The following is a 23,474-nucleotide window of genomic DNA, read 5'->3' on the forward strand; positions in this document are numbered from 1 at the left end:
CACGCCTGACAAATGCTGATCAACCCATTAGGCTGCGAGGATTGTTTCTGGCTTGGAATATCCGATGTCCTACACCTTTAGCGCAACGTTTCCCGCCTTATGCCTGTCGCTGATACTACCTTGTGCCTTGCCGGTAATGGCCGCTGATCCAGCGTCGGACAAACCGGCAGCCGAAGCCGTACCTGCAGAACGCCAACTGTTGCTGGACCGCAGCCAGGAGGACACCCTCGCCCTCCAACGCCAACTGCCGCAACAGGAACAACAAGAGTTGCAGGCCGACAGCGGTAGCTTCCTCGCCCTGTGGAAACCCGCCAACGTCGCTCAACCCAAGGGCGCAGTGATCATCATCCCGGGGGCTGGCGAATCGGCGGACTGGCCACAGGCGGTAGGGCCCCTGCGGCGCAAATTTCCCGATGCTGGCTGGGACAGCTTGAGCCTGACCCTGCCAGATACGGCCAACGGTGGCAGCTTGCCACGCATCGAAGAAACCGTGGCTGTCGTAGATCAAACTGCAGCGGACAAGGACGCCAAAACCGGCGAGTCCTCAAAAAAAGCCGACCCCGCGAGCACTGCCGAAGCCGACGCAGCTGACAAAGTGGCGCGCGCAGCTGCCGCTGAAGAGCACGCCAAGGCTGAGGCCGAGCGCATTTTCGCCCGCATTGAAAGCGCCATCGCCTACGCGCAACAGCAAAAAGCCCGCAGCATTGTATTAGTCGGGCATGGCAGCGGCGCCTATTGGGCCGCCCGCTACTTGAGCGAGCGACCGTCGCCAAACATCCAGAAACTGGTCATGGTATCGGCGCAAGAGCCATCCGACACCAAGCCGTCCCTGGATGAACTGGCGACAACGCTGAACGTAAAAACGGCGGACTTCGTCTACAAGGACTTGCCGCAATACCGCCAGGCGGCACTGCAACGCCTGCAAGCGAGCAAACGCACGAAAAACAAAGGCTACACGCAGGTCGCGCTGACGGCATTGCCGGGCAACAACACCGCCGAACAGGAGCAACTGTTCCGGCGCATTCGTGGCTGGCTGGAGGCCAAGTAATGTAAGAACCCCCGCCACGCCTTTCGAGGCTGGGCTGTCGCGCAGCAAACCGGGGGCGCGTCTGACCTGCAGGACCGTCATGCGGCGCTGAGTCCAGCTATTTTGCGACTGCTGCGCAGTCGATTCGCAGACAAGTCAGCGCCTACAGGGTCAACTGTGGGAGTGAATTCATTCACGAAAGCGATCCACCTGACACCTCTGATCAGCGAAAATCCCGCCGCTCGCGAATCAGCATATAGGCTTGATGCAGATCACGGGTTTTCTCGGTGGCTTCGCGCACCTGCAAAAGGCTGGCCCCTGTACCCGCCACTTTATCCGGGTGGTGGCGGCTGAGCAGACGTCGATAAGCGCGCTTGATCTGCGCCGGCTCTGCGTCCGCTGCCACGCCCAGCAACTGCAGTGCCTCTTGATAGTCATCACCGCTACGGGTTAATGGCTTTTTGTGCGGATCGTACTCGCCGGCCAATGCCTGAACGCTTGGCGCTGCCCAGCCCAACCACTTGCCCCACAGCACAATCAGCTCAGTTTCGACCCGTGACACCTTGCCGTCGGCCCAGGCCATGCGCCAGCACGCTCGCAGCAATCCTTCGGCGGCATGCGGCTGGGTCTTCATGCGGCCCAGGTGCCCACGCAAGCGGTCGCGCCCTTCCTTGCCGCGATTGAAGGCCAGAATCGCTCGACGCTGCGCCGGCTCACTCAGGCCCAATCGACGCATTTCCACGCGAGCCTGCTGAATATGCCCATCAACCACTCGCCCATCACTCTTGGCCAAACGACCGAGCAGAATGAACAGCAACTCATCGTCACGCGGGACCTTGCGCCCACCCAGGCGCTGACGCAGATGTGCCCAGCTGTGCAACTCCAGACGCCGATCAAGCGCCTGTCCGAGCAACGCCCCCAGCAGCGCGCCCGGAATGCTGGCGATAGCAAAACCGGCGCCAGCGCCAATCAACGTGCCTGGCCACAGCATTTAGCGACTCACCGCAAGCAACTGCTCGACTTCAGCCAAGCGCTCATGGGTACCGACATCGACCCAGCGCCCCGTGAAATGCTCGCCCGTGACCTGCCCTTGCGCCATGGCTTCGCGCAACAACGGCGCCAGCTTGAAGGCACCGGCCACGCAACCGTCGAACAGGCGTGGATGGAGGATGGCCACGCCACTGTAGGTCAGCCGCGGTGCGGTTTGGCTGGCAACCTCATGGCTATCCAGGACATGCCCATCCACCAGCGCAAAATCGCCTGCAGGGTGATGCGCAGGGTTATCGACCAGCACCAGATGCGCCAGCCCGGGGATAGGTCGATGCAAACGGGTGAAATCGTAATCCGTCCAGATATCGCCGTTCACCACCAAAAACGACTCGTCGCCCAGCAGCGGCAGGGCACGGAATATCCCGCCACCGGTTTCCAGCGGCTCGCCTTCGGCGGAATAACGGATGCTCAAACCCAAGCGCTGCCCGTCACCGAGATAATCCACGATCTGCTGACCCAGCCAGGCATGGTTGATCACCACCTCTGTGAATCCCGCTGCGAGCAGCGCCCGCAGGTGATATTCGATCAGGGGCACATCGCCCGCACGCACCAGAGGCTTCGGCGTGTGCAAGGTCAAAGGCCGCATGCGCTCGCCTTTACCTGCGGCGAGAATCATCGCTTTCATGCGCTTACTACCTTCATCTTCATACAACAGCTCCAACAGGTTGACGCAGGCTTGCCAGCAACTCAGCCAGCTCAGCCAGCTCCGGGCGCCGCGCCAATACGGTATCTATATAGGCGAAGAAACGCGGCACGTCGGCCAGGTAGCGAGGCTTGCCGTCACGGTGGCAAATACGCGCAAAAATACCGATAACTTTCAAATGTCGCTGCACGCCCATCAGATCACTGGCCCGCAGAAAATCTTCAAACTCCGTCTGCACCGGGATGCCCAGCTTGCCGGCTGCTTGCCAATACGTCAGTAACCAGCAGCGCACACGCTCCTCGGGCCAGCTCAAGAATGCATCCTTGAACAGGCAGGTCACGTCATAGGTCACCGGCCCATACACCGCATCCTGAAAATCCAGCACGCCAGGGTTCGGCTCGCTGTGCATCAAGTTGCGCGGCATATAGTCGCGATGCACCAACACGTTGGGTTGCTCCAGCGCGCTGTCGATCAACAGATCGCTGACCCGCTGCCACGCCCCCAGCTGTGCGGGGCTCATCTCGACGCCCAGATGACGACGTACATACCACTCGGGGAAGAGTTCCAGCTCGCGGCGCAACAGCGCGACGTCATAGCTCGGCAACGGTGCGTCCATCGGCAACTGCTGATAGGCCAGCAACGCGTCGAACGCATCGGCGAACAGCGCGTCGGCATTCTCGGTATTGATCACGTCGAGGTAGGTCTTGCGACCCAAGTCGTTGAGCAGAAGAAAGCCTCGCGTCAGGTCTTCGGCATAAATTTTCGGAACATTAATTCCTGATTTAGCCAATAAATGAGCGATATCCACGAAGGGTTTGCAGTTTTCCTGGGGTGGAGGCGCATCCATCACAATAAAAGTTCGACCTTCGCCCTCCCAACGGAAATATCGCCGAAAACTGGCATCACTGTTGGCGGCGGTCAACGTGGCCGGGGGTACAGCGCCCCAGCCTTGAGCTGCGAACAGCGTGTGTAACTGATCATTGAGCCAAACTTTCAGGTGTTGCAGGCGTACATCTTGATCTGGCATTGCTAGGGTCTCCGACGGCGCTAGCCGTCAAGCGGGTCATGCTTTATTATCCGACATCTTTTTCAGCCCATCGAGAGGCGTGCGGCCCCCCGCCGGCAGATGGCACGCAGGAAGCCCGGACTAATAAGATGGCATTGAAATCCCCCGCGTTCCGTAAAAAATTTCCGTTGCTCGTAACCGGCAGTTTGCTGGCGATGCAACCTCTAGCCACTCAATTCGTGGTTGCCGCGGAACAGTATGACTGCTCAGTCTCTGCTTCGGGCACCTGGGATTGCGCGCCGAAAGCCAACGCTGCTCAACTGCCGCCGCGGCCCGTGCATAGCACGGACGCTGTCAGTTCGACCGGCCAAGGCCCTTCGGACAGCGGTTCCCGTGGCGGCGAAAAAGCCACCCCCACACTGGTCACCGAAGCCAAAGGCCGAGGCCTGAAGTCGCGCAGTGCTGACTACAGCCACCTGGATTGGGTTCCGCGGGAGAAACTTACCCCGGCTCAATTGGCCGAAACAGGCCCCTATTGTTCAGGTGCCTACGTCGAGCCGATCCGTCCTGGCATGAATGACAAGACGAAGATGAGCGACGCGCCGATGTTCGTCGGTGCCAAGGCCTCTCGTTATCAACAGGAAGAACAGGTCGCGACCCTGGCCGGTGACGTCGTATTGCGTCAAGGTGGCCTACAGGCGGAGTCTGAGGAAGCCAGCCTTTATCAGACAGAAAACCGTGGCGAACTGAACGGCAATGTCCGTCTTCGCCAGAACGGCGCCCTGATCGTGGGTGACCACGCCGAGATGCAGCTCGATACCGGCGAAGCCAAAGTCGACAACGCCGAATACGTGATGCACAAGTCCAATGTCCGTGGGAGCGCGCTGTACGCCAAGCGTGCCGAGAACGCGATCATTCGACTCAAGGACGGCACTTACACCACCTGCGAACCGAGCAGCAACGCATGGGAAATCAAGGGTAATAACATCACCTTGAACCCGGCCACGGGTTTCGGTACCGCGACCAACGCGACGCTGCGGGTCAAAGACATACCGATTTTCTACACCCCGTACATTTATTTCCCGATCGATGATCGTCGTCAGTCTGGTTTCCTGCCTCCGTCTATCAGCAGCAACAGCAAGACGGGCCTGATGCTGGTTACGCCGTATTACTTCAACCTGGCACCGAACTACGATGCCACGTTGTACCCGCGCTACATGGGTAAACGCGGTTTGTTGATGGAAGGTGAGTTCCGCTACCTGACCAAAACATCCGAGGGCCAAGTAGGCGCCGCGTACCTCAACGATAAAGACAATGATCGCCAACTGCAGACGGACTACAAAGACACGCGCTGGATGATCAACTGGCAGCACAAGGGCGGTCTGGATTCGCGTCTGATGAGTCAGGTCGACTACACCGACATCAGCGATCCGTACTACTTCCAGGATTTGCAGACCGATCAGATTGGTATCAAGAACACTGACTACATCAATCAGCAAGGTTCCCTGACCTGGCGCGGCGATACCTACACCGCACGGTTCAACATGCAGGCCTTCAAGCTGGCGACCGTTGCGGATATCACACCGTACAATCGCCTGCCGCAACTCACCATCAATGGTGCGCTGCCGTATCATCCGGGCGGGTTGAACTTCGCTTACGAGACCGAAGCTGTACGTTTTGACCGGAATCTGGAGACAGGTAATTTTGTCGACCAGGATGGCGGAATCAGTCCACGCCTCGATACCAACGTAGCCGGCCTCGCGCGTGCCAACGGCGATCGCCTGAATCTTGCGCCTGCTGTCAGCTTGCCGCTGAACTGGACGTATGGCTTTATCAAGCCGTCGCTCAAATATGTTTATACCAAGTACGATCTGAGTCTTGATAGCCAAGGTAAAGACTATCTATTGTCGAACGCGAACCTCACATCGCCTACCCAGGAGACGTTCAACAGCTCGCAAGATCGTGCCATACCGATTGCCAGCATCGACAGCGGCCTGTACTTCGACAGGGACACCCAGTGGTTCGGCAAAAATTACCGCCAGACATTGGAACCACGCCTGTTCTACCTCTACGTGCCGGATAAAGACCAGAACGACATCCCGGTTTTCGACACCGCCGAAACCACGTTCAACTATGCATCGCTGTTCCGCGACAATCGTTTCGTGGGCTCCGACCGTATTGGTGACGAGAACAAGCTGTCCTTGGGCATCACCAACCGCTGGATTGAAGACAATGGCTTCGAACGCCAACGCTTCAGCATCGGTCAAGCGATGTACTTCAAGGATCGCAAGGTACAACTGCCAGGCATTGATTACCGTACGCGTGCCGATGCTCTGGCCAACGTATCGCCTTATGCACTGGAATACGAATACCGCTTCAACCGCGACTGGCGCGCGACGTCCGATTTCAACTGGGATCCGGACAGCCGCAGCACCCGTTCTGGCAGCGCGATGATGCACTACCAGCCTGAAGACAGCCCAGGCAAGATCATCAACGCCGGTTACCGCTACCGTAATGACCTGGTACGTTATGACCAGAGCACCGGTAAGTGGAACGTTGGTGGTGGCGATTACGGCACCCCAGGCCAACCGGGCTATGTGAAGGATTACTACAAAATCCAGCAACACGACTTCTCGGTGATCTGGCCAATCGTGCCGCAATGGAGCGCGATCAGCCGCTGGCAGTTCGACTACAACCGCAACCGTACCCTCGAAGCCTTTGGTGGCTTTGAATATGACAACTGCTGCTGGAAGCTGCGTCTGATCAACCGTTACTGGGTTAACTATGACGAGTTCAGCCAACAAGCGCCTCAGAACGAAAAAGGCGACCACGGCATTTTCTTACAAGTTGTGTTGAAGGGACTGGGCGGTGTTACTGGCGCCAAAGTTGAATCCTTCCTCGACAAAGGCATTCAGGGTTATCAAGAACGTGAAGACAAAGCTTTCTAACTGTCTGCGCCCGCTCATGTTGGGCGCGCTACTCCTGGGCACCGCAGCGCATGCTGCGGTGCAGCCCCTCGACAAGGTCGTGGCCATCGTCGATAACGACGTGATCATGCAAAGCCAGCTGGACCAGCGGGTCCGTGAGGTACAGCAAACCATTGCCAAACGTGGCTCTGGTGTGCCGCCTGCGAGCGTCCTGGACCAGCAAGTGCTCGAGCGCCTGATCGTGGAGAATATCCAGCTACAAATCGGTGATCGCTCCGGCATCCGGATCACCGATGAAGAGCTGAACCAGGCCATCGGGACCATTGCCCAACGCAACAACATGAGCCTGGATCAATTCCGCGCCGCGTTGGCTCATGACGGCTTGTCCTATAACGACGCTCGCGAACAGGTCCGCCGGGAAATGATCATCAGCCGGGTGCGTCAGCGCCGGGTTCAGGAGCGTATCCAGGTATCGGAACAGGAAGTGAAGAACTTCCTGGCTTCCGATATGGGCAAGATGCAAATGTCCGAGGAATACCACCTCGCCAACATCCTGATCGCCACTCCCGACAGCGCGTCTTCGTCGGCGATCCAGGCGGCGGCCAGCGACGCCAAGGATGTTTACGATCAACTCAAGCGCGGCGCTGACTTCGGCCAGATGGCGATTGCCAAGTCCAAAAGCGAAAACGCATTGGACGGCGGTGATATGGGCTGGCGCAAAGCCGCTCAGTTGCCACCACCGTTCGGCGAAATGCTGGGCTCCATGCCGGTTGGCGATGTAACACCGCCAGCACGCACACCCGGTGGTTTCATTATCCTGAAGCTGTTGGAAAAGCGCGGCGGCCAGGGTAAATCGCTGATGCGTGATGAAGTGCACGTACGCCACATCCTGATCAAACCGAGCGAAATCCGCAGCGAAGAAGAAACGCATCGTCTGGCCGAGCGCTTGTATGAGCGCATCAAGAATGGCGACGACTTTGGTGAGCTGGCAAAAAGCTTCTCCGAAGACCCGGGCTCTGCACTCAATGGTGGCGACCTGAACTGGGTAGATCCAAACTCCCTGGTTCCTGAGTTCCGCGAAGTCATGGCCAATACTCAAGCCGGCGAATTGTCCAAACCGTTCAAAACGCCTTACGGCTGGCATGTTCTTGAAGTCCTTGGCCGCCGCGCCACCGACAGCACGGATCAAGCCCGTGACCAGCAGGCACTGACGGTGCTGCGCAACCGTAAATACGATGAAGAGCTGCAAACCTGGCTGCGTCAGATTCGCGACGAAGCCTACGTTGAGATCAAGCTCCCAGGCGCTGAGCAGACCGGCCAAGCTGGTCAGGCTGTGCAGTGAAGCCACAGCGCTTTGCTCTGACACCCGGCGAGCCGGCCGGTATAGGTCCCGACCTGTGCCTGCTGCTCGCCTCGCAACCTCAGCCGCACCCCCTGATTGCCATTACCAGCCGTGACCTGCTCCTGGAGCGGGCCGCGTTGCTGGGTGTGGCCGTCAATCTGCTGCCGGTGACCCCCGATGCCTGGCCAGACTTGCCCGCCCCGGCTGGCAGCCTGTACGTCTGGGACACGCCCTTGCAGGCGCCTGTGACCGCAGGCCAACTGGACAAAGCCAATGCTGCCTTTGTGCTGCAGACGCTGACCCGCGCCGGACAGGGCTGCATTGATGGCGACTTTGCCGGGATGATTACCGCACCGGTGCATAAGGGCGTCATCAACGAATCAGGCATCGTCTTTTCAGGCCACACCGAATTCCTCGCCGAGCTGACACACACCGAACAGGTCGTGATGATGCTCGCCACCGGCGACTTGCGCGTAGCACTGGTGACCACTCACCTGCCGCTGCGTGAGGTGGCCGATGCGATCACGCCGGAGCGACTGGAGCGAGTTACGCGTATCCTCCACGCCGATCTGGTCAACAAGTTTGGCATTGCCCAGCCACGCATTCTGGTCTGCGGGCTCAACCCGCATGCCGGCGAAGGCGGACACCTGGGCCGCGAAGAAATCGACATCATTGAACCTACTCTGGAGCGTCTGCGCAGTGAGGGCCTTGATTTGCGCGGCCCACTGCCTGCCGACACTCTGTTTACCCCCAAATATCTGGAGCACTGCGATGCAGTGCTGGCGATGTACCACGACCAGGGCCTTCCCGTACTGAAGTACAAAGGTTTCGGTGCCGCCGTCAACGTGACGCTGGGCTTGCCGATCATCCGCACATCAGTGGATCACGGCACCGCACTGGATCTGGCCGGCAGCGGCAAGATCGACACCGGCAGCCTGAAGGTCGCCCTGGAAACCGCCTACCAGATGGCCGAGACGCATTCATGACCGAGCAATTCCAACACCGGGCGCGCAAGCGTTTCGGGCAAAACTTCCTGCACGACGCGGGTGTGATCGATAAAATCCTGCGTGCGATTCGCGCCCGCCCGGAAGATCGCCTGCTGGAAATCGGCCCGGGCCAAGGCGCCCTGACCGAAGGCCTGCTCAACAGCGGCGCACAACTGGATGTGGTTGAGCTGGACAAGGACCTGATCCCGATCCTCATGCATCAGTTTGGCAACAAGCCCAACTTCCATCTGCATCAGGGCGACGCACTGAAGTTCGACTTCACCAGTCTGAACCCGGCGCCGAACAGCCTGAGAGTCGTTGGCAACCTGCCGTACAACATCTCCACGCCGCTGATCTTCCATCTGCTGCAGAACGCCAATCTGATCCGCGACATGCACTTCATGCTGCAAAAAGAAGTGGTCCAGCGTCTCGCCGCAGGCCCTGGCGGTGGTGATTATGGTCGTCTGTCGATCATGGTTCAGTACCACTGCCGCGTCGAACACCTGTTCAACGTTGGGCCTGGTGCGTTCAATCCGCCACCTAAAGTCGACTCGGCCATTGTGCGTCTGGTGCCACACGACGTCCTGCCGCACCCGGCCAAGGATCATCGCTTACTCGAACGCGTCGTACGTGAAGCCTTCAATCAGCGCCGCAAGACCCTGCGCAATACACTCAAGGCTTTGCTCAGCAGCGAAGAGATTACAGCTGCTGGCGTCGATGGCAGCCTGCGTCCAGAACAACTGGACCTTGCAGCCTTTGTCCGCCTGGCGGACAAACTAAGCGAACAACCCATCGCAGAGTAAAGTGTCCGGGTATCCAGGAGGTAAAAACGCCATTGCGGGCACACAGCCCGCAGAGGGTTGGTTTTTTACCTCCCAAATACCCTAGACTGGATTTCACCGGTATTGTCCGCCTTTCTCCGCTTTTGCTTTCAAGGCCTCTTGCATGTCCGATCCCCGTTATCAGGTCGACGTCAGCGTCGTCACTCGCTTCCTCGTAGAACAGTCGCAACCCGAGCAGAACCGTTTCGCGTTCGCGTACACCGTCACGGTGCACAACAGTGGCGAACTGCCCGCAAAACTGCTCTCCCGGCACTGGGTCATCACCGACGGTGATGGTCATGTCGAGGAAGTTCGGGGGGATGGCGTGGTTGGCCAACAGCCCCTGATCAAGGCCGGGCAAAGCCATACCTACAGCAGCGGCACGGTCATGATGACGAAAGTCGGCAACATGCAAGGCAGTTATCAAATGCTGGCCGAAGACGGCAAACGTTTCGAGGCAGTCATTGCACCCTTTCGCCTGGCGGTGCCCGGAGTCCTGCACTGATGGCGGTGTATGCCGTCGGTGACGTGCAAGGCTGCCTGGAACCCCTGCAATGCCTCCTCGAACATGTCGCCTTCGACCCGAGTAAAGACCGCCTGTGGCTGGTGGGGGATCTGGTCAATCGCGGCCCGCAATCACTCGAAACCCTGCGTTTCCTGTTCGGCATTCGCAACGCGCTGGTCTGCGTGCTGGGCAACCATGATCTGCACTTGCTTGCGGCATCGCGCAATATCGAGCGCCTCAGGAAAAGCGATACCCTGCGCGAAGTGCTTGAGGCACCTGATTGCGCCGACCTGCTTGACTGGCTACGCCAGCAAAAGCTCATGCATTACGACGCCGAACGCAATATCGCCATGGTGCATGCCGGCATCCCACCCCAGTGGACGCTGAAAAAAGCGCTCAAATGCGCCAGCGAAGTCGAAGAAGCACTGCGTGACGACAACCTGCTCGACCCTTTCCTCGATGGCATGTACGGCAACGAACCTGCCAAGTGGGACAAAGACCTGCGCGGCGTGACGCGACTACGGGTGATCACCAACTACTTCACACGCATGCGTTTCTGCACCAGCGACGGCAAGCTCGACCTCAAAGGCAAGGAAGGTGCAGACACCGCCCCGCCCGGTTATGCCCCATGGTTCAGTTACAAGGATCGTAAAACCAGTGACGTGAAGATTATCTTCGGCCATTGGGCGGCCCTTGAAGGCAAGTGCACCGATCCCAACGTGATTGCGCTCGACACGGGCTGTGTCTGGGGCAGCGCCATGACCTTGCTCAACGTTGATAGCGGTGAACTGCACCGATGCGATTGCGACAACAAGGGCCTGGCACGCGCCAATCCTGCCTCAATTGCGGGTGCCGGGTCACAAACCACCAGCCAGCGTTAGCATCCACTTTTCAGCCAAACCCCAAGGAGCCCAGTCCATGACCGAGTTCAAGCGCATCCCTCCCGCGCAAGCCCATTCGCTGCGCGAACAAGGCGCCGTATTGGTCGACGTACGCGACCCTCAGGCGTTTGACGCCCAACACATCCCTGGCTCGCAGCGCCTGGATAACCACTCCATCGCCGACTTTATCGCCAAGGCCGATCTGGACAAACCCTTGGTGGTCGTCTGCTATCACGGCAACTCCAGCCAAAGCGCAGCAGCCTATCTCGTGGGGCAGGGTTTTTCGGACGTTTACAGCCTGGATGGCGGTTTCGAGTTATGGCGCAACACCTATCCCGACGAAACAGCGCAAAGCACCCCGGAATAATTTTTTTATACCGCCCGATCCCGCGCCCCATGCGGGCTTGGGCCTCGAACTGATAAACGGTCAGACAGACTTATTGCTCATCCCTTCTTTCTCTTTCTGATTCCGAACTATCCTTAGCCGTAGGCCATCCAAATCAGGGGAGAGCCGGTACACCGGCGCGCGGGTCATCGGTAGTAACTTTATGGTGTTCTGGGGGGTAAACAGCAGCTGGATTTCAGCTGTATGCCAGCATCGACATCGACTGACGATCCGCCGCCGGCTCCACGTATCGAGCGAGGTGACGTCATGAGTATTTTTAGCCACTTCCAACAACGCTTTGAATCGACACGCCAGGAAGAGCTCTCGTTACAGGAGTATCTAGATCTCTGCAAAAGTGACCGTAGTGCCTATGCCTCAGCCGCAGAACGTCTTCTGCTGGCTATAGGCGAGCCTGAGTTGCTGGATACCTCGGCCAACTCGCGGTTATCCAGGATTTTCTCCAACAAGGTGATCCGCCGCTACCCGGCGTTCGAAGACTTCCATGGCATGGAAGAATGCATCGATCAGATCGTCTCGTACTTCCGGCATGCCGCGCAGGGCCTTGAGGAGAAGAAACAAATCCTCTATCTGCTCGGCCCCGTGGGTGGCGGTAAATCATCGCTGGCTGAAAAACTCAAACAGCTGATCGAGAAAGTGCCCTTCTACGCCATCAAAGGCTCCCCCGTTTTCGAGTCACCGCTGGGTCTGTTCAATGCGACTGAAGACGGCGCGATTCTCGAGGAAGACTTTGGAATTCCTCGGCGTTACCTGAACACCATCATGTCGCCTTGGGCGACCAAGCGTCTGGCCGAGTTCGGGGGCGACATCAGTCAGTTCCGGGTGGTCAAGCTGTACCCGTCCATCCTCAACCAGATCGCCGTGGCGAAAACCGAACCAGGGGACGAGAACAACCAGGACATTTCTGCGCTGGTGGGCAAGGTTGATATCCGCAAACTGGAAGAATTCCCTCAGAACGACGCTGATGCCTATAGCTACTCCGGGGCACTCTGCCGGGCCAACCAGGGCCTGATGGAATTCGTCGAAATGTTCAAGGCGCCGATCAAGGTCTTGCACCCATTACTGACCGCCACTCAGGAAGGTAACTACAACAGCACCGAAGGCCTGGGCTCGATCCCGTTCACTGGCATCCTGCTGGCCCACTCCAACGAATCGGAATGGCACAGCTTCCGCAACAACAAAAACAACGAAGCTTTCATCGACCGAATCTACATCGTCAAAGTGCCGTACTGCTTGCGGGTCAGCGATGAGATCAAAATCTACGACAAGCTGCTTTTCAACAGCTCCCTGGCCAACGCCCACTGCGCGCCGGACACTCTGAAAATGCTGGCGCAGTTCACCGTGCTGTCGCGCCTTAAAGAGCCCGAAAACTCGAACATCTACTCGAAGATGCGGGTGTACGACGGTGAGAACCTCAAAGACACCGACCCAAAAGCCAAGTCCATTCAGGAGTACCGTGACAACGCCGGTGTCGATGAAGGGATGAACGGCCTGTCGACGCGCTTCGCGTTCAAGATTCTGTCGAAAGTCTTCAACTTCGACCCGCATGAAATCGCCGCTAACCCGGTTCACCTGCTGTACGTGCTCGAACAACAGATCGAGCAGGAGCAATTCCCGGCGGAAACCCGCGAACGTTATCTGCGGTTCATCAAAGAGTACCTGGCGCCGCGCTACATCGAGTTCATCGGCAAGGAAATCCAGACTGCCTACCTGGAGTCCTACAGCGAATACGGTCAGAACATTTTCGACCGCTACGTGCTCTACGCAGACTTCTGGATTCAGGATCAGGAATACCGGGATCCGGAAACCGGCGAAATCCTCAATCGTGTCGCGCTGAACGAGGAACTGGAAAAAATCGAAAAACCTGCAGGCATCAGCAATCCAAAGGATTTCCGCAACGAAATCGTCAACTTCGTATTGCGTGCGCGGGCCAACAACAACGGCAAAAATCCAACGTGGCTCAGCTACGAGAAGCTGCGGGTGGTTATCGAGAAGAAAATGTTCTCGAACACCGAGGATTTGCTGCCGGTCATCAGCTTCAACGCCAAAGCTAGCAAAGAGGATCAACAAAAACACAACGACTTCGTCACACGGATGGTCGAACGCGGTTACACCGACAAACAGGTACGACTGCTGTCCGAGTGGTATCTGCGGGTTAGAAAATCACAATAACCCGCTGCCGGTTACACCGGTTGTCGTTAGCCGAGAGCCTGTGTCAGCGTTTTCTGCTACACAGGCTCCAAGAGGTTGTTTTAGAAATCGACAGCGAGGCTCAGGCAGAGCAAGAGTGGCGCACGCCCGTCACATTGTTCTAAACGTCATGCCAGCCCGCCATTTTTCAAGACAGCTTCGAAGGAGCAGTCATGAGTTATGTGATCGACCGACGTCTCAATGGCAAGAACAAAAGCACGGTAAACCGCCAGCGCTTCCTGCGGCGTTACCGTGACCACATCAAAAAAGCCGTCGAAGAGGCGGTCAGCCGCCGATCCATCACCGACATGGAGCACGGTGAACAGATCAGTATTCCCGGTCGCGATATCGACGAACCGGTACTTCATCATGGTCGCGGCGGCAAACAGACCGTCGTTCATCCCGGCAACAAGGAGTTCACCACGGGTGAGCATATCGCCCGCCCACAAGGAGGCGGTGGCGGTAAAGGCGCGGGCAAGGCCAGCAATTCAGGCGAAGGCATGGATGAGTTTGTCTTCCAGATTACTCAGGAAGAGTTTCTGGAGTTCATGTTCGAGGACCTTGAACTGCCCAACCTGGTCAAGCGTAACCTGATGGGCACCGACACCTTCAAAACCGTTCGCGCGGGGATCAGCAACGAGGGCAACCCTTCACGGATAAACATCATCCGTACCTTGCGTTCAGCCCATGCACGGCGCATTGCATTGTCCGGCAGCAGCCGCGCGAAACTGCGTGAAGCCGTTAGTGAACTGGAGCGCATGAAGCGCGAAGAACCCGACAATTTCGGCGACATTCAGGAGCTTGAGAGCGAAATTGAGCGACTTAATGCCCGTATTCGTCGAGTGCCCTACCTGGACACGTTCGACCTCAAGTACAACCTGCTGGTCAAGCAACCCAACCCAAGCTCCAAGGCGGTGATGTTCTGCCTGATGGACGTTTCCGGCTCCATGACCCAAGCAACCAAGGACATCGCCAAGCGTTTCTTTATCCTGCTGTACCTGTTCCTCAAGCGTAACTACGACAAAATTGAAGTCGTGTTCATTCGCCATCACACCAGCGCCCGCGAAGTCGACGAGGAGGAGTTTTTCTACTCCCGGGAAACCGGCGGCACCATCGTTTCCAGCGCGCTGAAACTGATGCAGGAGATCATGGCCGCGCGTTACCCGACCAACGAGTGGAACATTTACGCGGCACAGGCTTCGGACGGCGACAACTGGAACGATGACTCACCGATCTGCCGCGACATCTTGATCAAGCAGATCATGCCCTTCGTGCAGTACTACACTTACGTGGAAATCACCCCGCGCGAGCATCAAGCGCTGTGGTTTGAATACGAGCGTATCAGTGAAGCGTTCTCCGATACGTTTGCCCAGCAGCAGCTGGTCTCTGCCGGTGATATCTATCCGGTATTCCGTGAACTCTTCCAGCGCAGGTTAGTGACATGACCGCTAGAGAGCAGAAGCGCCAACCCCTGTCCACGGGTTCAGAGTGGACATTCGAGCTGATCCAGGCCTACGACCGGGAGATTGGTCGTATCGCCAAGCGTTATGCCCTGGATACCTATCCCAATCAGATCGAGGTAATCACCGCCGAGCAGATGATGGATGCCTACGCGTCTGTCGGCATGCCGCTGGGTTATCACCATTGGTCCTACGGCAAGCACTTCCTCAGCACCGAGAAATCCTACAGCCGTGGCCAGATGGGGCTGGCCTATGAAATCGTCATCAACTCCGATCCTTGCATCGCTTACCTGATGGAAGAGAACACCATCTGCATGCAGGCGCTGGTCGTGGCGCATGCCTGCTATGGGCATAACAGCTTCTTCAAGGGCAATTACCTGTTTCGCACCTGGACGGACGCCAGTTCGATCATCGATTACCTGGTGTTCGCCAAGCAGTACATCATGCAGTGTGAAGAGCGGCATGGTATCGACGCGGTAGAAGACTTGCTCGACTCCTGCCACGCACTGATGAACTACGGCGTTGACCGTTACAAACGCCCTTACCCTATTTCCGCCGAGGAAGAACGCCGTCGGCAGAAAGACCGTGAAGAACACCTGCAGAAGCAGATCAACGATCTGTGGCGGACCATTCCGAAAGGCGCGGACAAGAACAGCGACAAAGACAACGCTCGCTTCCCCTCCGAGCCACAGGAAAACATCCTGTACTTCATCGAGAAACATGCGCCACTGCTGGAGCCCTGGCAGCGGGAAGTGGTGCGGATCGTGCGCAAGATCGCGCAGTACTTCTATCCGCAACGTCAGACCCAGGTGATGAACGAAGGCTGGGCGACCTTTTGGCACTACACCTTGATGAACGATCTCTACGATGAAGGCCTGGTGACCGACGGCTTCATGATGGAGTTCCTGACATCACACACCAGCGTCATCTACCAGCCGGGCTTCGATAGCCCGTATTACAACGGTATCAACCCCTACACCTTGGGGTTCGCCATGTACCGGGATATCCGGCGGATTTGCGAGCACCCCACCGATGAAGACCGCCACTGGTTCCCGGACATCGCTGGCAGCGATTGGCTGGCCACCATCAAGTTCGCCATGAGCAGCTTCAAGGATGAGAGTTTTATCCTGCAGTACCTGTCGCCCAAGGTGATTCGCGACCTGAAACTGTTCAGCATCATGGACGACGATCAAAAGGACGACCTGCTCGTTCCCGCCATCCATGACGAACCGGGGTACAAAACCATTCGGGAAACACTGGCCGCCCAGTACAACCTGGGCAACCGCGAACCGAACGTGCAGATTTTCAGCATCGACCGCCGCGGTGATCGCTCTCTGACCCTGCGCCATCAACAACACGACCGCAAACCGCTGGGAGACTCCACTGAGGAAGTGCTCAAACACCTGCACCGCTTGTGGGGCTTTGATATTCGTCTTGAGACATTGCAGGGCGATCAGATCATGAAAACCCATCATGTCCCACCCAAAGGAGAGCATGCCGACAGTGAATATCCCCGGCTCGACTTGGCCGTCGTCCACCTATAAACGGTTGTAAGTGTTTTCTGTTTTAACCTCCGTGAGTGCGTCGCAAGGGTTATCCTGTCGCGCTTACGGAGGTTTTTTATGCAGATATATAAAGTGGGCGGCGCAGTACGTGATCGCCTCTTGGGCAAGACCGTCGCCGATACCGACTGGGTCGTGGTGGGCGCAACCGCCGATGAAATGCTCAGCCAGGGTTTCCGCCCGGTCGGTGCGGATTTCCCGGTATTTCTGCACCCGAAAACAGGGGAGGAATATGCCCTTGCCCGAACGGAACGCAAGAGCGGCCCAGGCTATGGCGGGTTCATCTTCCATGCGGATCCCGAGGTCAGTCTCGAAGAAGATTTGATTCGTCGAGACCTCACGATCAATGCCATTGCGGAAGATGCGCAGGGTCGGTTGACTGATCCCTACCACGGCCAAGAAGATCTTAAAGCCCGAATTTTACGACATGTATCACCGGCGTTCGCCGAAGATCCTCTGCGCGTACTGCGTGTCGCCCGCTTCGCCGCACGCTATGCATCGGATGGTTTTACCATCGCGCCAGAGACGATGACGCTGATGCAGCAGCTCAGTGAATCCGGCGAACTGGAGGCTCTGACTCCCGAGCGCAGCTGGAAGGAAATCTCCCGCGCCCTGATGGAAAATCAGCCCCAGGTTTTCATCCAGGTCCTGCGCGAGTGCGGGGCACTGAAGGTGCTATTTCCGGAAGTCGATGCATTGTTCGGCGTACCGCAGCCCGCAGCCCACCATCCAGAAATCGACACGGGCCAGCACGTGCTCAGCGTCCTTGAGCAGGCCGCGATCCATCATCAGCCGCTGAGCGTGCGCTGGGCATGCCTGCTGCATGATTTGGGGAAAGGCCTGACACCGGAAAGCGAATGGACCCGGCACATCGCTCACGAGCACACAGGCCTGCGCCTGATCAAAGCCGTGAATGCGCGCTTCAAGGTTCCTCGGGATTGTCAGGAGCTGGCGATGCTGGTCGGCCAGTACCACACCCATGGACACCGAGCGCTGGAGCTAAAAGCATCGACGCTGTTTGAGCTGATGCAAAGCTTCGACATTTACCGTCGACCACAACGTTTCGAGGAGTTTATCGCAGGGTGCGAGATGGATGCCCGAGGCCGCCTAGGCTTCGAGCAGCGCGATTACCCTCAGGCCGAGTATCTGCGAGGCGCCGCCAACGCTGCACGAGCCGTGGCTGTGCAGCCGTTGCGCGATCAGGGCTATGAAGGGCCCGAGCTGGGCGAAGCGTTGAAGCAGGAGCGTTTGAAGGCGGTGCAAGCTTACAAGGCAACGTATAGCGCTTGAGACCCGCGATGTCAGGGCCAGACCTGTGTATTACCAGGGATGCGTATTTAACAGGACCTCAGGCGTCAACGGCATCCCGCGCCACTCAAACGCTACTGGCGCCAGCACCTGATCAATCTGCGCGTCCCGCCACAAATCCTTGAAGGTTTTGCTCACACCGGGATGCAGCCGCTCTGGCGCTATCAGCGACAACGGCCAAAGCACGAAGGCATTTTTCAGGATTTCCGCGCGGGGCAGAATCAAGCCATCGAAATTACCGACCTGCTCGCCGTAGAGCAGCACGTCGATATCCAACGGCAAGCCCCGGCGCTCCGGAGCATAGCGACCGTTATCCGCCTCGATGAATTTCAAACGGCGGTCCAGCTCCATCAGCGGCAGGTCGGTATACCCCGTGACCACCAGATTGAAGAATGGCCCGCTTTTGATCCCCACCGACTGACTTTCGAATACCGGTGAACAGGTCATTTGCTGCAAAAATCCATCAAGCGCTTCAAGCCCTGCGCTCAGGTGCTTTTCGCGCTCGATATTGCTGCCGAGGCCGAGGAATATCTGGGTTAGCGACATCCGCGCTCGATCTCCACGCCCACGCCAGTAGCCGCCGCAACGGCGCCTGGCTTGGTCAGTTTGAGGTGCAGCCAGGGAATCTGGAACTCACTCATCAACACCTCAGCCAGGCGCTCGGCAAACGTTTCGACCAACTGAAATTTGGCGTCTTCGGCAAATGCCTGAATTCGTGCCGAGACGCTAGCGTAGTCGAGCGCCTTGCTCAGGTCATCGTCTGCCGCAGCGGGCCGATTGTCCCAGGCAAAACTCAGGTCCAGACGCAGGCACTGGCGAATGCCACGCTCCCAGTCATAGGCGCCGATAACCGTATCGACTTCCAGACCCTCGATAAAAACTCTGTCCAAGCACTTTTCTCCGCTGCACGACAAGGGCGCGATGCGCCGTTAGAATCAGGGCGTCCTCGCCCGGAATAGTTAGCATGTTTTGGTTACTGGCGACCCTCGCCTACCTGCTTGGCTCACTGTCCTTCGCCATTTTGCTTAGCCGCCTCACTGGCAGCCCCGACCCGCGCGCCAGCGGTTCCGGCAATGCTGGCGCAACCAATATGTTGCGTCTGGCGGGCAAAAAACTCGCCGTTCTAACCCTGATCGGCGACGTTTGTAAAAGTCTGCTCCCCGTCCTGGCTGCCAGACTGCTCGACCTTGATCCTCAACAGCAAGCCTGGATAGGCCTCTGTGCAGTCCTGGGGCATTTGTTTCCAGTGTACTTTCGCTTTCGTGGCGGCAAGGGTGTTGCCACAGCGGCAGGCATGCTGCTGGGCCTGTTCCCACCCGCCGCAGCGCTGGCTGTCTGCGCCTGGCTGCTGGTGTTCTACCTGACCCGCACCAGCTCACTCGCGGCGTTGATCGCCACCCCGCTGACCCTGCCATTACTGGCGTGGCAGGAGCCTCAAGCGCTACTGCCGATGAGCATCCTCACCTTATTGATCGTGTGGCGCCATCGCAGCAATTTACGCGACCTGTTTGCCGGGCGCGAACGGCATTTTTGAATCACGGCCATGAGCCAGACTCAGGTTGACGCCGTTACAGCCCCGACAACTGCTCCATCGGCCAGCGGGCCTGCACACTGATGCTCAAATCCTCTTTCTGCCCCGCCAAAAGACGCTGACAACCGGCAAACGCAATCATCGCGCCGTTGTCGGTGCAGAACTCGGGCCGCGCATAAAAAACATTGCCATGCAGTTCGCCGAGCATTTTTTCCAGCGACAGGCGCAACGCTGTATTGGCACTGACGCCGCCAGCGATGACCAGACGCTTGAGGCCGGTCTGCTTGAGGGCGCGCTTGCACTTGATGGTCAAAGTCTCTACCACCGCATGCTGGAAGGCCAGAGAGATGTCGCAACGGGTTTGCTCACCGTCGTCTCCAGCGCTTTGGCACTGATGCCAGGTGTTCAAGGCGAAGGTTTTAAGGCCGCTGAAGCTGAACTCCAGGCCTGGCCGGTCGGTCATTGGCCGCGGAAAGACGAAACGCCCTGCCACGCCCCGGCTCGCGAGTCGCGCGATCTCAGGGCCGCCCGGATAATGCAGGCCCATCATCTTCGCAGTTTTGTCGAACGCCTCACCGGCGGCATCATCCAGCGTCTCGCCCAGCACTTGATAAAGACCGATGCCATCGACCCGAACCAGCTGCGTGTGGCCGCCGGAAACCAACAAAGCGACGAACGGGAACTCTGGCGGCTGCTCTTCGAGCATTGGCGCCAGGAGATGCCCTTCCATGTGATGCACGCCCAAGGCTGGAATGCCCCAGGCAAAGGCCAGCGCCTGAGCGCAGGAAGCGCCCACCAGCAACGCCCCGACCAAACCCGGACCCGCGGTGTACGCAATGGCGTCGATTTCGGTGGCGACACAGTCCGCTTCAGCCAGCACCTGGCGGATCAGCGGCAGCATACGCTTGACGTGGTCACGCGAAGCCAGCTCAGGTACAACCCCGCCGTACGCGCGATGCAGGTCGATCTGGCTGAACAATGCGTCGGCCAGCAGGCCGCGTTCACTGTCATAAAGTGCGACACCGGTTTCGTCGCAGGAGGTTTCTAATCCCAGTACTAGCATGGGTTTGCGCCTTATTCGAAGGCGCGCATAATAGTCGCCACTCCAGCCCCCGACTAGCGGTTTTCGATCAGAGGCTTTGCATTCCTCTCAATGAGGGGTTAACATCCGCAACCCTTAAAAACCGACGAACTTATGTGCAGTTTTTGCACGAGTCGTTGACCCCGGTAATGAATGAAGGTAGCTCTGGATGCCAGCCGTCAAAGTTAAAGAGAACGAACCCTTCGACGTAGCTCTGCGTCGTTTCAAGCGCTCCTGCGAAAAAGCCGGTGTTCTGGCTGAAGTTCGTAGCCGCGAATTTTACGAGAAGCCGACTTCGGAGCGTAAACGCAAAGCAGCAGCTGCTGTTAAGCGTCACGCGAAGAAAGTACAGCGCGAACAGCGCCGTGCCGTCCGTCTGTATTAATTTACAGACGTCCGTCGCAAGTTTCTGCCACGCCCGGCCTCAAAGCCGGGCTGCCGGCAGTTGCACATCAAGCCTCAAGATTCATTGACAGAGGCTGTCTAAGCCGCAGGTGCACGTCAACTGCGTCTCAGACAAATCCCGTCAAGGCACGTCTAGTCTGATTCAGGCTGCGTTGATCGCGTCTACACTGACGAACGAATCAAGGCACACGACGAGCACGCCTCGCTGATCTTCGAAAGAAGCTCAATCAAGGCAGCGTCTCCCCATGTCAGTTTAGTGAACACAATGGTCCGCAAAGGCCAATTGTAGTTACGTTTTAGTTTCGCCACGATTTTGCTGGCGGGCCGCCTGATGATGAGAACGCCATGGCCGGGCTAATTCCCCAGAGCTTTATTGACGACCTTCTGAACCGCACCGACATCGTCGATGTTGTCAGTTCACGTCTGCAATTGAAGAAAACCGGGAAGAATTACAGCGCCTGCTGCCCATTCCACAAAGAAAAAACCCCTTCGTTCAGCGTCAGCCCGGACAAACAGTTCTATTACTGCTTTGGTTGCGGCGCGGGCGGCAATGCCCTCGGTTTCATCATGGACCACGACAACCTGGATTTTCCCCAGGCCGTCGAGGAACTGGCCAAAGCCGCTGGCATGGAAGTCCCGCACGAACAGGGTGTCAAAGGTCAAAAGCCACGCCAGCCGACCGACTCACCGCTGTATCCGCTCCTGACGGCAGCCGCCGAGTTTTATCGTCAAGCCCTTAAAAGCCATCCGACGCGCAAATCCGCAGTGGACTACCTGAAAGGCCGCGGCCTGTCCGGCGAGATCGCGCGCGATTTCGGCCTGGGATTTGCTCCACCCGGCTGGGACAACCTGTACAAGCATTTGAGCAGTGACACACTGCAGCAGAAGGCCATGATCGACGCTGGCCTGCTGATTGAAAATGCCGAGACCGGCAAGCGCTATGACCGTTTCCGCGACCGCGTAATGTTCCCAATCCGCGACAGTCGTGGCCGGGTCATTGCGTTTGGCGGTCGAGTCTTGGGTGACGACAAACCCAAATACCTGAACTCACCGGAAACACCGGTATTTCACAAGGGACAGGAACTCTACGGCCTGTTCGAAGCGCGCAAGTACAACCGCAACCTCGATGAAATCATCGTGGTTGAAGGCTACATGGACGTCATCGCCCTCGCCCAACAAGGCTTGCGCAATGCCGTCGCCACGCTGGGAACGGCGACCAGCGAAGAGCACCTTAAGCGACTCTTCAGGGTAGTGCCCAACGTGCTGTTCTGCTTCGACGGTGACCAGGCAGGCCGCAATGCCGCCTGGCGCGCACTGGAAGCGGCACTGTCGAGCCTTCAGGATGGACGTCGCGCGCGCTTCCTGTTCCTGCCTGAAGGCGAAGACCCGGATACGCTGGTCCGCTCGGAAGGAACTGACGCATTCAAGGCGCGGATCAACCAGCATGCGCAGCCGCTGGCCGATTATTTCTTTGAGCAACTGACTAAAGAAGCCGACCCGCGCTCGCTGGAGGGAAAGGCCCACATGGCGACCCTGGCCGCACCGCTGATCGACAAGGTACCGGGCGCCAATTTACGCACACTCATGCGTCAGCGCTTGAGTGAAATTACCGGTCTCAACAGTGAAGCCGTTCATCAGTTGGTGCAGAGCGCACCCGCAGAAGCGCCACCCAGTTATGACCCGAACATAGATTACGACGCCATTCCCGACTACGCTGATTATCAGCCTCACAATGCCTACGAAGCACAGCCGGAATGGACGCCAAAGAAAGCCGGCGGTCAAAAGAAGTGGGATAAAAAGCCCTGGGACAAGAAAGGCAAACGGCCTGACTTCGAGCCTCGCGGCCCACGCACACCTGCGACGGTGGAACCACCGACACTGACCGCGCTCAGAACACTTCTGCACCACCCGCAACTGGCAGCGAAAGTCGAAGATGCCAGCCAACTGGCCGCAGAAGACCATATTTACGCGCAGCTACTGGTTTCTCTGCTTGAAGCACTGCAGAAAAACCCCACATTGCGTTCACTTCAACTGATTGCGCGCTGGCATGGCACCGAACAAGGCCGATTGTTACGCGCATTAGCAGAGAAAGAATGGCTGATTGAGGCCGACAACCTTGAACAACAGTTTTTCGACACTATAACTAGCTTATCCGCCCGCCAACGCGAGCGTAGCCTGGAACATCTGATCAGGAAAGAACGTCAAACAGGGTTGAGTGCGGAAGAGAAAGTCCAGCTGCTCAACCTGTTAAAACGCAAAGTTCCTGCACAAACCCCGACCTCAACTGGCGCGTGAGGTCATAGCTCGGGTATAATCCTCGGCTTGTTTTTTGCCCGCCAAGACCTT

At 57.8% G+C, this 23,474-nt stretch carries 21 protein-coding genes; 15 read left to right on the forward strand and 6 right to left on the reverse strand.

Translation table 11 applies throughout. The features are described 5' to 3' along the window. Positions 1 to 64 precede the first annotated feature (64 nt). Positions 65 to 1,048 carry an alpha/beta hydrolase family protein gene (locus RGU44_RS17420; RefSeq protein ID WP_322218266.1) on the forward strand — a complete coding sequence of 328 codons (984 nt, stop codon included), beginning with the start codon at positions 65 to 67 and terminating at the stop codon, positions 1,046 to 1,048. Between the two features lie 202 nt (positions 1,049 to 1,250). Here the strand turns inward: RGU44_RS17420 and RGU44_RS17425 are convergent, their stop codons facing one another. The 3 genes from RGU44_RS17425 to RGU44_RS17435 are packed head-to-tail and all read right to left on the reverse strand — an operon-like array spanning position 1,251 to position 3,747. Next, the gene (locus tag RGU44_RS17425) at positions 1,251 to 2,018 is read right to left on the reverse strand and encodes a DnaJ domain-containing protein (protein ID WP_322218269.1); all 768 of its coding nucleotides are present in this window, start codon (positions 2,016 to 2,018) and stop codon (positions 1,251 to 1,253) included. Beyond that, a complete protein-coding gene (gene murU, locus RGU44_RS17430; protein WP_322182465.1) occupies positions 2,019 to 2,702 on the reverse strand; it encodes an N-acetylmuramate alpha-1-phosphate uridylyltransferase MurU in 684 nt (227 codons plus the stop codon). 19 nt (positions 2,703 to 2,721) lie between these two features. Continuing rightward, entirely contained in the window at positions 2,722 to 3,747 is a 1,026-nt protein-coding gene (locus RGU44_RS17435) for an aminoglycoside phosphotransferase family protein (protein ID WP_322218272.1), read from the reverse strand. Positions 3,748 to 3,875: 128 nt separating this feature from the next. Here RGU44_RS17435 and RGU44_RS17440 point away from each other — a divergent pair, with 128 nt between their 5' ends. The 11 genes from RGU44_RS17440 to RGU44_RS17490 all read left to right on the forward strand — a co-directional run bounded on the left by RGU44_RS17440 (position 3,876) and on the right by RGU44_RS17490 (position 18,093). Further along, positions 3,876 to 6,674 (forward strand): LPS-assembly protein LptD, encoded by a 2,799-nt coding sequence (locus RGU44_RS17440; RefSeq protein WP_322218275.1) that lies wholly within the window; start codon positions 3,876 to 3,878, stop codon positions 6,672 to 6,674. Continuing rightward, complete coding sequence (surA, locus tag RGU44_RS17445) at positions 6,655 to 7,995, forward strand: peptidylprolyl isomerase SurA (RefSeq protein WP_322182471.1); 1,341 nt, start codon at positions 6,655 to 6,657, stop codon at positions 7,993 to 7,995. The genes RGU44_RS17440 and surA overlap by 20 nt, the downstream gene beginning before the upstream one ends. Then, positions 7,992 to 8,981, forward strand: coding sequence for a 4-hydroxythreonine-4-phosphate dehydrogenase PdxA (gene pdxA / locus RGU44_RS17450; RefSeq protein WP_322182473.1), 990 nt, complete (start codon positions 7,992 to 7,994; stop codon positions 8,979 to 8,981). Before surA ends, pdxA begins: the two co-directional genes overlap by 4 nt. Beyond that, positions 8,978 to 9,784, forward strand: a complete 807-nt coding sequence (gene rsmA, locus RGU44_RS17455; protein WP_219064366.1) for a 16S rRNA (adenine(1518)-N(6)/adenine(1519)-N(6))-dimethyltransferase RsmA — start codon at positions 8,978 to 8,980, stop codon at positions 9,782 to 9,784. Before pdxA ends, rsmA begins: the two co-directional genes overlap by 4 nt. Before the next feature lie 142 nt (positions 9,785 to 9,926). Next, positions 9,927 to 10,307 (forward strand): Co2+/Mg2+ efflux protein ApaG, encoded by a 381-nt coding sequence (gene apaG, locus RGU44_RS17460; protein ID WP_322182477.1) that lies wholly within the window; start codon positions 9,927 to 9,929, stop codon positions 10,305 to 10,307. Then, on the forward strand, positions 10,307 to 11,188 hold the full coding sequence (locus RGU44_RS17465; protein WP_322182479.1) for a symmetrical bis(5'-nucleosyl)-tetraphosphatase: 882 nt from the start codon (positions 10,307 to 10,309) through the stop codon (positions 11,186 to 11,188). Before apaG ends, RGU44_RS17465 begins: the two co-directional genes overlap by 1 nt. 37 nt (positions 11,189 to 11,225) lie before the next feature. Continuing rightward, complete coding sequence (gene glpE / locus RGU44_RS17470; protein WP_322182481.1) at positions 11,226 to 11,555, forward strand: thiosulfate sulfurtransferase GlpE; 330 nt, start codon at positions 11,226 to 11,228, stop codon at positions 11,553 to 11,555. A gap of 285 nt (positions 11,556 to 11,840) precedes the next feature. Beyond that, positions 11,841 to 13,763 carry a PrkA family serine protein kinase gene (locus RGU44_RS17475; protein ID WP_322182483.1) on the forward strand — a complete coding sequence of 641 codons (1,923 nt, stop codon included), beginning with the start codon at positions 11,841 to 11,843 and terminating at the stop codon, positions 13,761 to 13,763. A gap of 191 nt (positions 13,764 to 13,954) precedes the next feature. Further along, positions 13,955 to 15,226: a YeaH/YhbH family protein gene (locus RGU44_RS17480; protein ID WP_322182485.1), complete on the forward strand. Its 1,272-nt coding sequence runs from the start codon at positions 13,955 to 13,957 to the stop codon at positions 15,224 to 15,226. Next, entirely contained in the window at positions 15,223 to 16,785 is a 1,563-nt protein-coding gene (locus RGU44_RS17485; RefSeq protein ID WP_322218280.1) for a SpoVR family protein, read from the forward strand. The genes RGU44_RS17480 and RGU44_RS17485 overlap by 4 nt, the downstream gene beginning before the upstream one ends. A gap of 78 nt (positions 16,786 to 16,863) precedes the next feature. Continuing rightward, positions 16,864 to 18,093: a multifunctional CCA addition/repair protein gene (locus tag RGU44_RS17490; protein WP_322218283.1), complete on the forward strand. Its 1,230-nt coding sequence runs from the start codon at positions 16,864 to 16,866 to the stop codon at positions 18,091 to 18,093. 30 nt (positions 18,094 to 18,123) lie between these two features. Here the strand turns inward: RGU44_RS17490 and folK are convergent, their stop codons facing one another. After that, positions 18,124 to 18,657, reverse strand: a complete 534-nt coding sequence (folK, locus tag RGU44_RS17495; RefSeq protein WP_322218286.1) for a 2-amino-4-hydroxy-6-hydroxymethyldihydropteridine diphosphokinase — start codon at positions 18,655 to 18,657, stop codon at positions 18,124 to 18,126. Further along, positions 18,648 to 19,001, reverse strand: a complete 354-nt coding sequence (folB, locus tag RGU44_RS17500; RefSeq protein WP_322182494.1) for a dihydroneopterin aldolase — start codon at positions 18,999 to 19,001, stop codon at positions 18,648 to 18,650. The genes folK and folB overlap by 10 nt, the downstream gene beginning before the upstream one ends. A gap of 74 nt (positions 19,002 to 19,075) precedes the next feature. On the opposite strand from folB, the gene plsY reads away from it, so the two are divergent. Beyond that, positions 19,076 to 19,645 carry a glycerol-3-phosphate 1-O-acyltransferase PlsY gene (gene plsY, locus RGU44_RS17505; RefSeq protein ID WP_322182496.1) on the forward strand — a complete coding sequence of 190 codons (570 nt, stop codon included), beginning with the start codon at positions 19,076 to 19,078 and terminating at the stop codon, positions 19,643 to 19,645. 34 nt (positions 19,646 to 19,679) lie between these two features. Here plsY and tsaD read toward each other — a convergent pair whose 3' ends face one another. Then, a complete protein-coding gene (gene tsaD / locus RGU44_RS17510; protein WP_322182498.1) occupies positions 19,680 to 20,705 on the reverse strand; it encodes a tRNA (adenosine(37)-N6)-threonylcarbamoyltransferase complex transferase subunit TsaD in 1,026 nt (341 codons plus the stop codon). A gap of 187 nt (positions 20,706 to 20,892) precedes the next feature. Between tsaD and rpsU the strand changes: the two genes are divergently transcribed. Further along, positions 20,893 to 21,108, forward strand: coding sequence for a 30S ribosomal protein S21 (gene rpsU / locus RGU44_RS17515; RefSeq protein ID WP_002551877.1), 216 nt, complete (start codon positions 20,893 to 20,895; stop codon positions 21,106 to 21,108). Between the two features lie 365 nt (positions 21,109 to 21,473). Beyond that, positions 21,474 to 23,423: a DNA primase gene (dnaG, locus tag RGU44_RS17520; RefSeq protein ID WP_322218289.1), complete on the forward strand. Its 1,950-nt coding sequence runs from the start codon at positions 21,474 to 21,476 to the stop codon at positions 23,421 to 23,423. Positions 23,424 to 23,474: the final 51 nt, after the last annotated feature.

It is taken from the genome of Pseudomonas sp. 5C2 (assembly GCF_034314155.1).
Taxonomy (GTDB): Bacteria; Pseudomonadota; Gammaproteobacteria; order Pseudomonadales; family Pseudomonadaceae; genus Aquipseudomonas.

What these genes read in the sequence shown, in the direction of transcription:
- RGU44_RS17420 (WP_322218266.1), top strand. Translation starts at nt 65, where the DNA reads ATGTCCTACACCTTTAGCGCAACGTTTCCCGCCTTATGCCTGTCGCTG.
- RGU44_RS17425 (WP_322218269.1), bottom strand. Translation starts at nt 2,018, where the DNA reads ATGCTGTGGCCAGGCACGTTGATTGGCGCTGGCGCCGGTTTTGCTATC.
- murU (WP_322182465.1), bottom strand. Translation starts at nt 2,702, where the DNA reads ATGAAAGCGATGATTCTCGCCGCAGGTAAAGGCGAGCGCATGCGGCCT.
- RGU44_RS17435 (WP_322218272.1), bottom strand. Translation starts at nt 3,747, where the DNA reads ATGCCAGATCAAGATGTACGCCTGCAACACCTGAAAGTTTGGCTCAAT.
- RGU44_RS17440 (WP_322218275.1), top strand. Translation starts at nt 3,876, where the DNA reads ATGGCATTGAAATCCCCCGCGTTCCGTAAAAAATTTCCGTTGCTCGTA.
- rsmA (WP_219064366.1), top strand. Translation starts at nt 8,978, where the DNA reads ATGACCGAGCAATTCCAACACCGGGCGCGCAAGCGTTTCGGGCAAAAC.
- apaG (WP_322182477.1), top strand. Translation starts at nt 9,927, where the DNA reads ATGTCCGATCCCCGTTATCAGGTCGACGTCAGCGTCGTCACTCGCTTC.
- RGU44_RS17465 (WP_322182479.1), top strand. Translation starts at nt 10,307, where the DNA reads ATGGCGGTGTATGCCGTCGGTGACGTGCAAGGCTGCCTGGAACCCCTG.
- glpE (WP_322182481.1), top strand. Translation starts at nt 11,226, where the DNA reads ATGACCGAGTTCAAGCGCATCCCTCCCGCGCAAGCCCATTCGCTGCGC.
- RGU44_RS17475 (WP_322182483.1), top strand. Translation starts at nt 11,841, where the DNA reads ATGAGTATTTTTAGCCACTTCCAACAACGCTTTGAATCGACACGCCAG.
- RGU44_RS17480 (WP_322182485.1), top strand. Translation starts at nt 13,955, where the DNA reads ATGAGTTATGTGATCGACCGACGTCTCAATGGCAAGAACAAAAGCACG.
- RGU44_RS17485 (WP_322218280.1), top strand. Translation starts at nt 15,223, where the DNA reads ATGACCGCTAGAGAGCAGAAGCGCCAACCCCTGTCCACGGGTTCAGAG.
- RGU44_RS17490 (WP_322218283.1), top strand. Translation starts at nt 16,864, where the DNA reads ATGCAGATATATAAAGTGGGCGGCGCAGTACGTGATCGCCTCTTGGGC.
- folK (WP_322218286.1), bottom strand. Translation starts at nt 18,657, where the DNA reads ATGTCGCTAACCCAGATATTCCTCGGCCTCGGCAGCAATATCGAGCGC.
- plsY (WP_322182496.1), top strand. Translation starts at nt 19,076, where the DNA reads ATGTTTTGGTTACTGGCGACCCTCGCCTACCTGCTTGGCTCACTGTCC.
- tsaD (WP_322182498.1), bottom strand. Translation starts at nt 20,705, where the DNA reads ATGCTAGTACTGGGATTAGAAACCTCCTGCGACGAAACCGGTGTCGCA.
- rpsU (WP_002551877.1), top strand. Translation starts at nt 20,893, where the DNA reads ATGCCAGCCGTCAAAGTTAAAGAGAACGAACCCTTCGACGTAGCTCTG.
- dnaG (WP_322218289.1), top strand. Translation starts at nt 21,474, where the DNA reads ATGGCCGGGCTAATTCCCCAGAGCTTTATTGACGACCTTCTGAACCGC.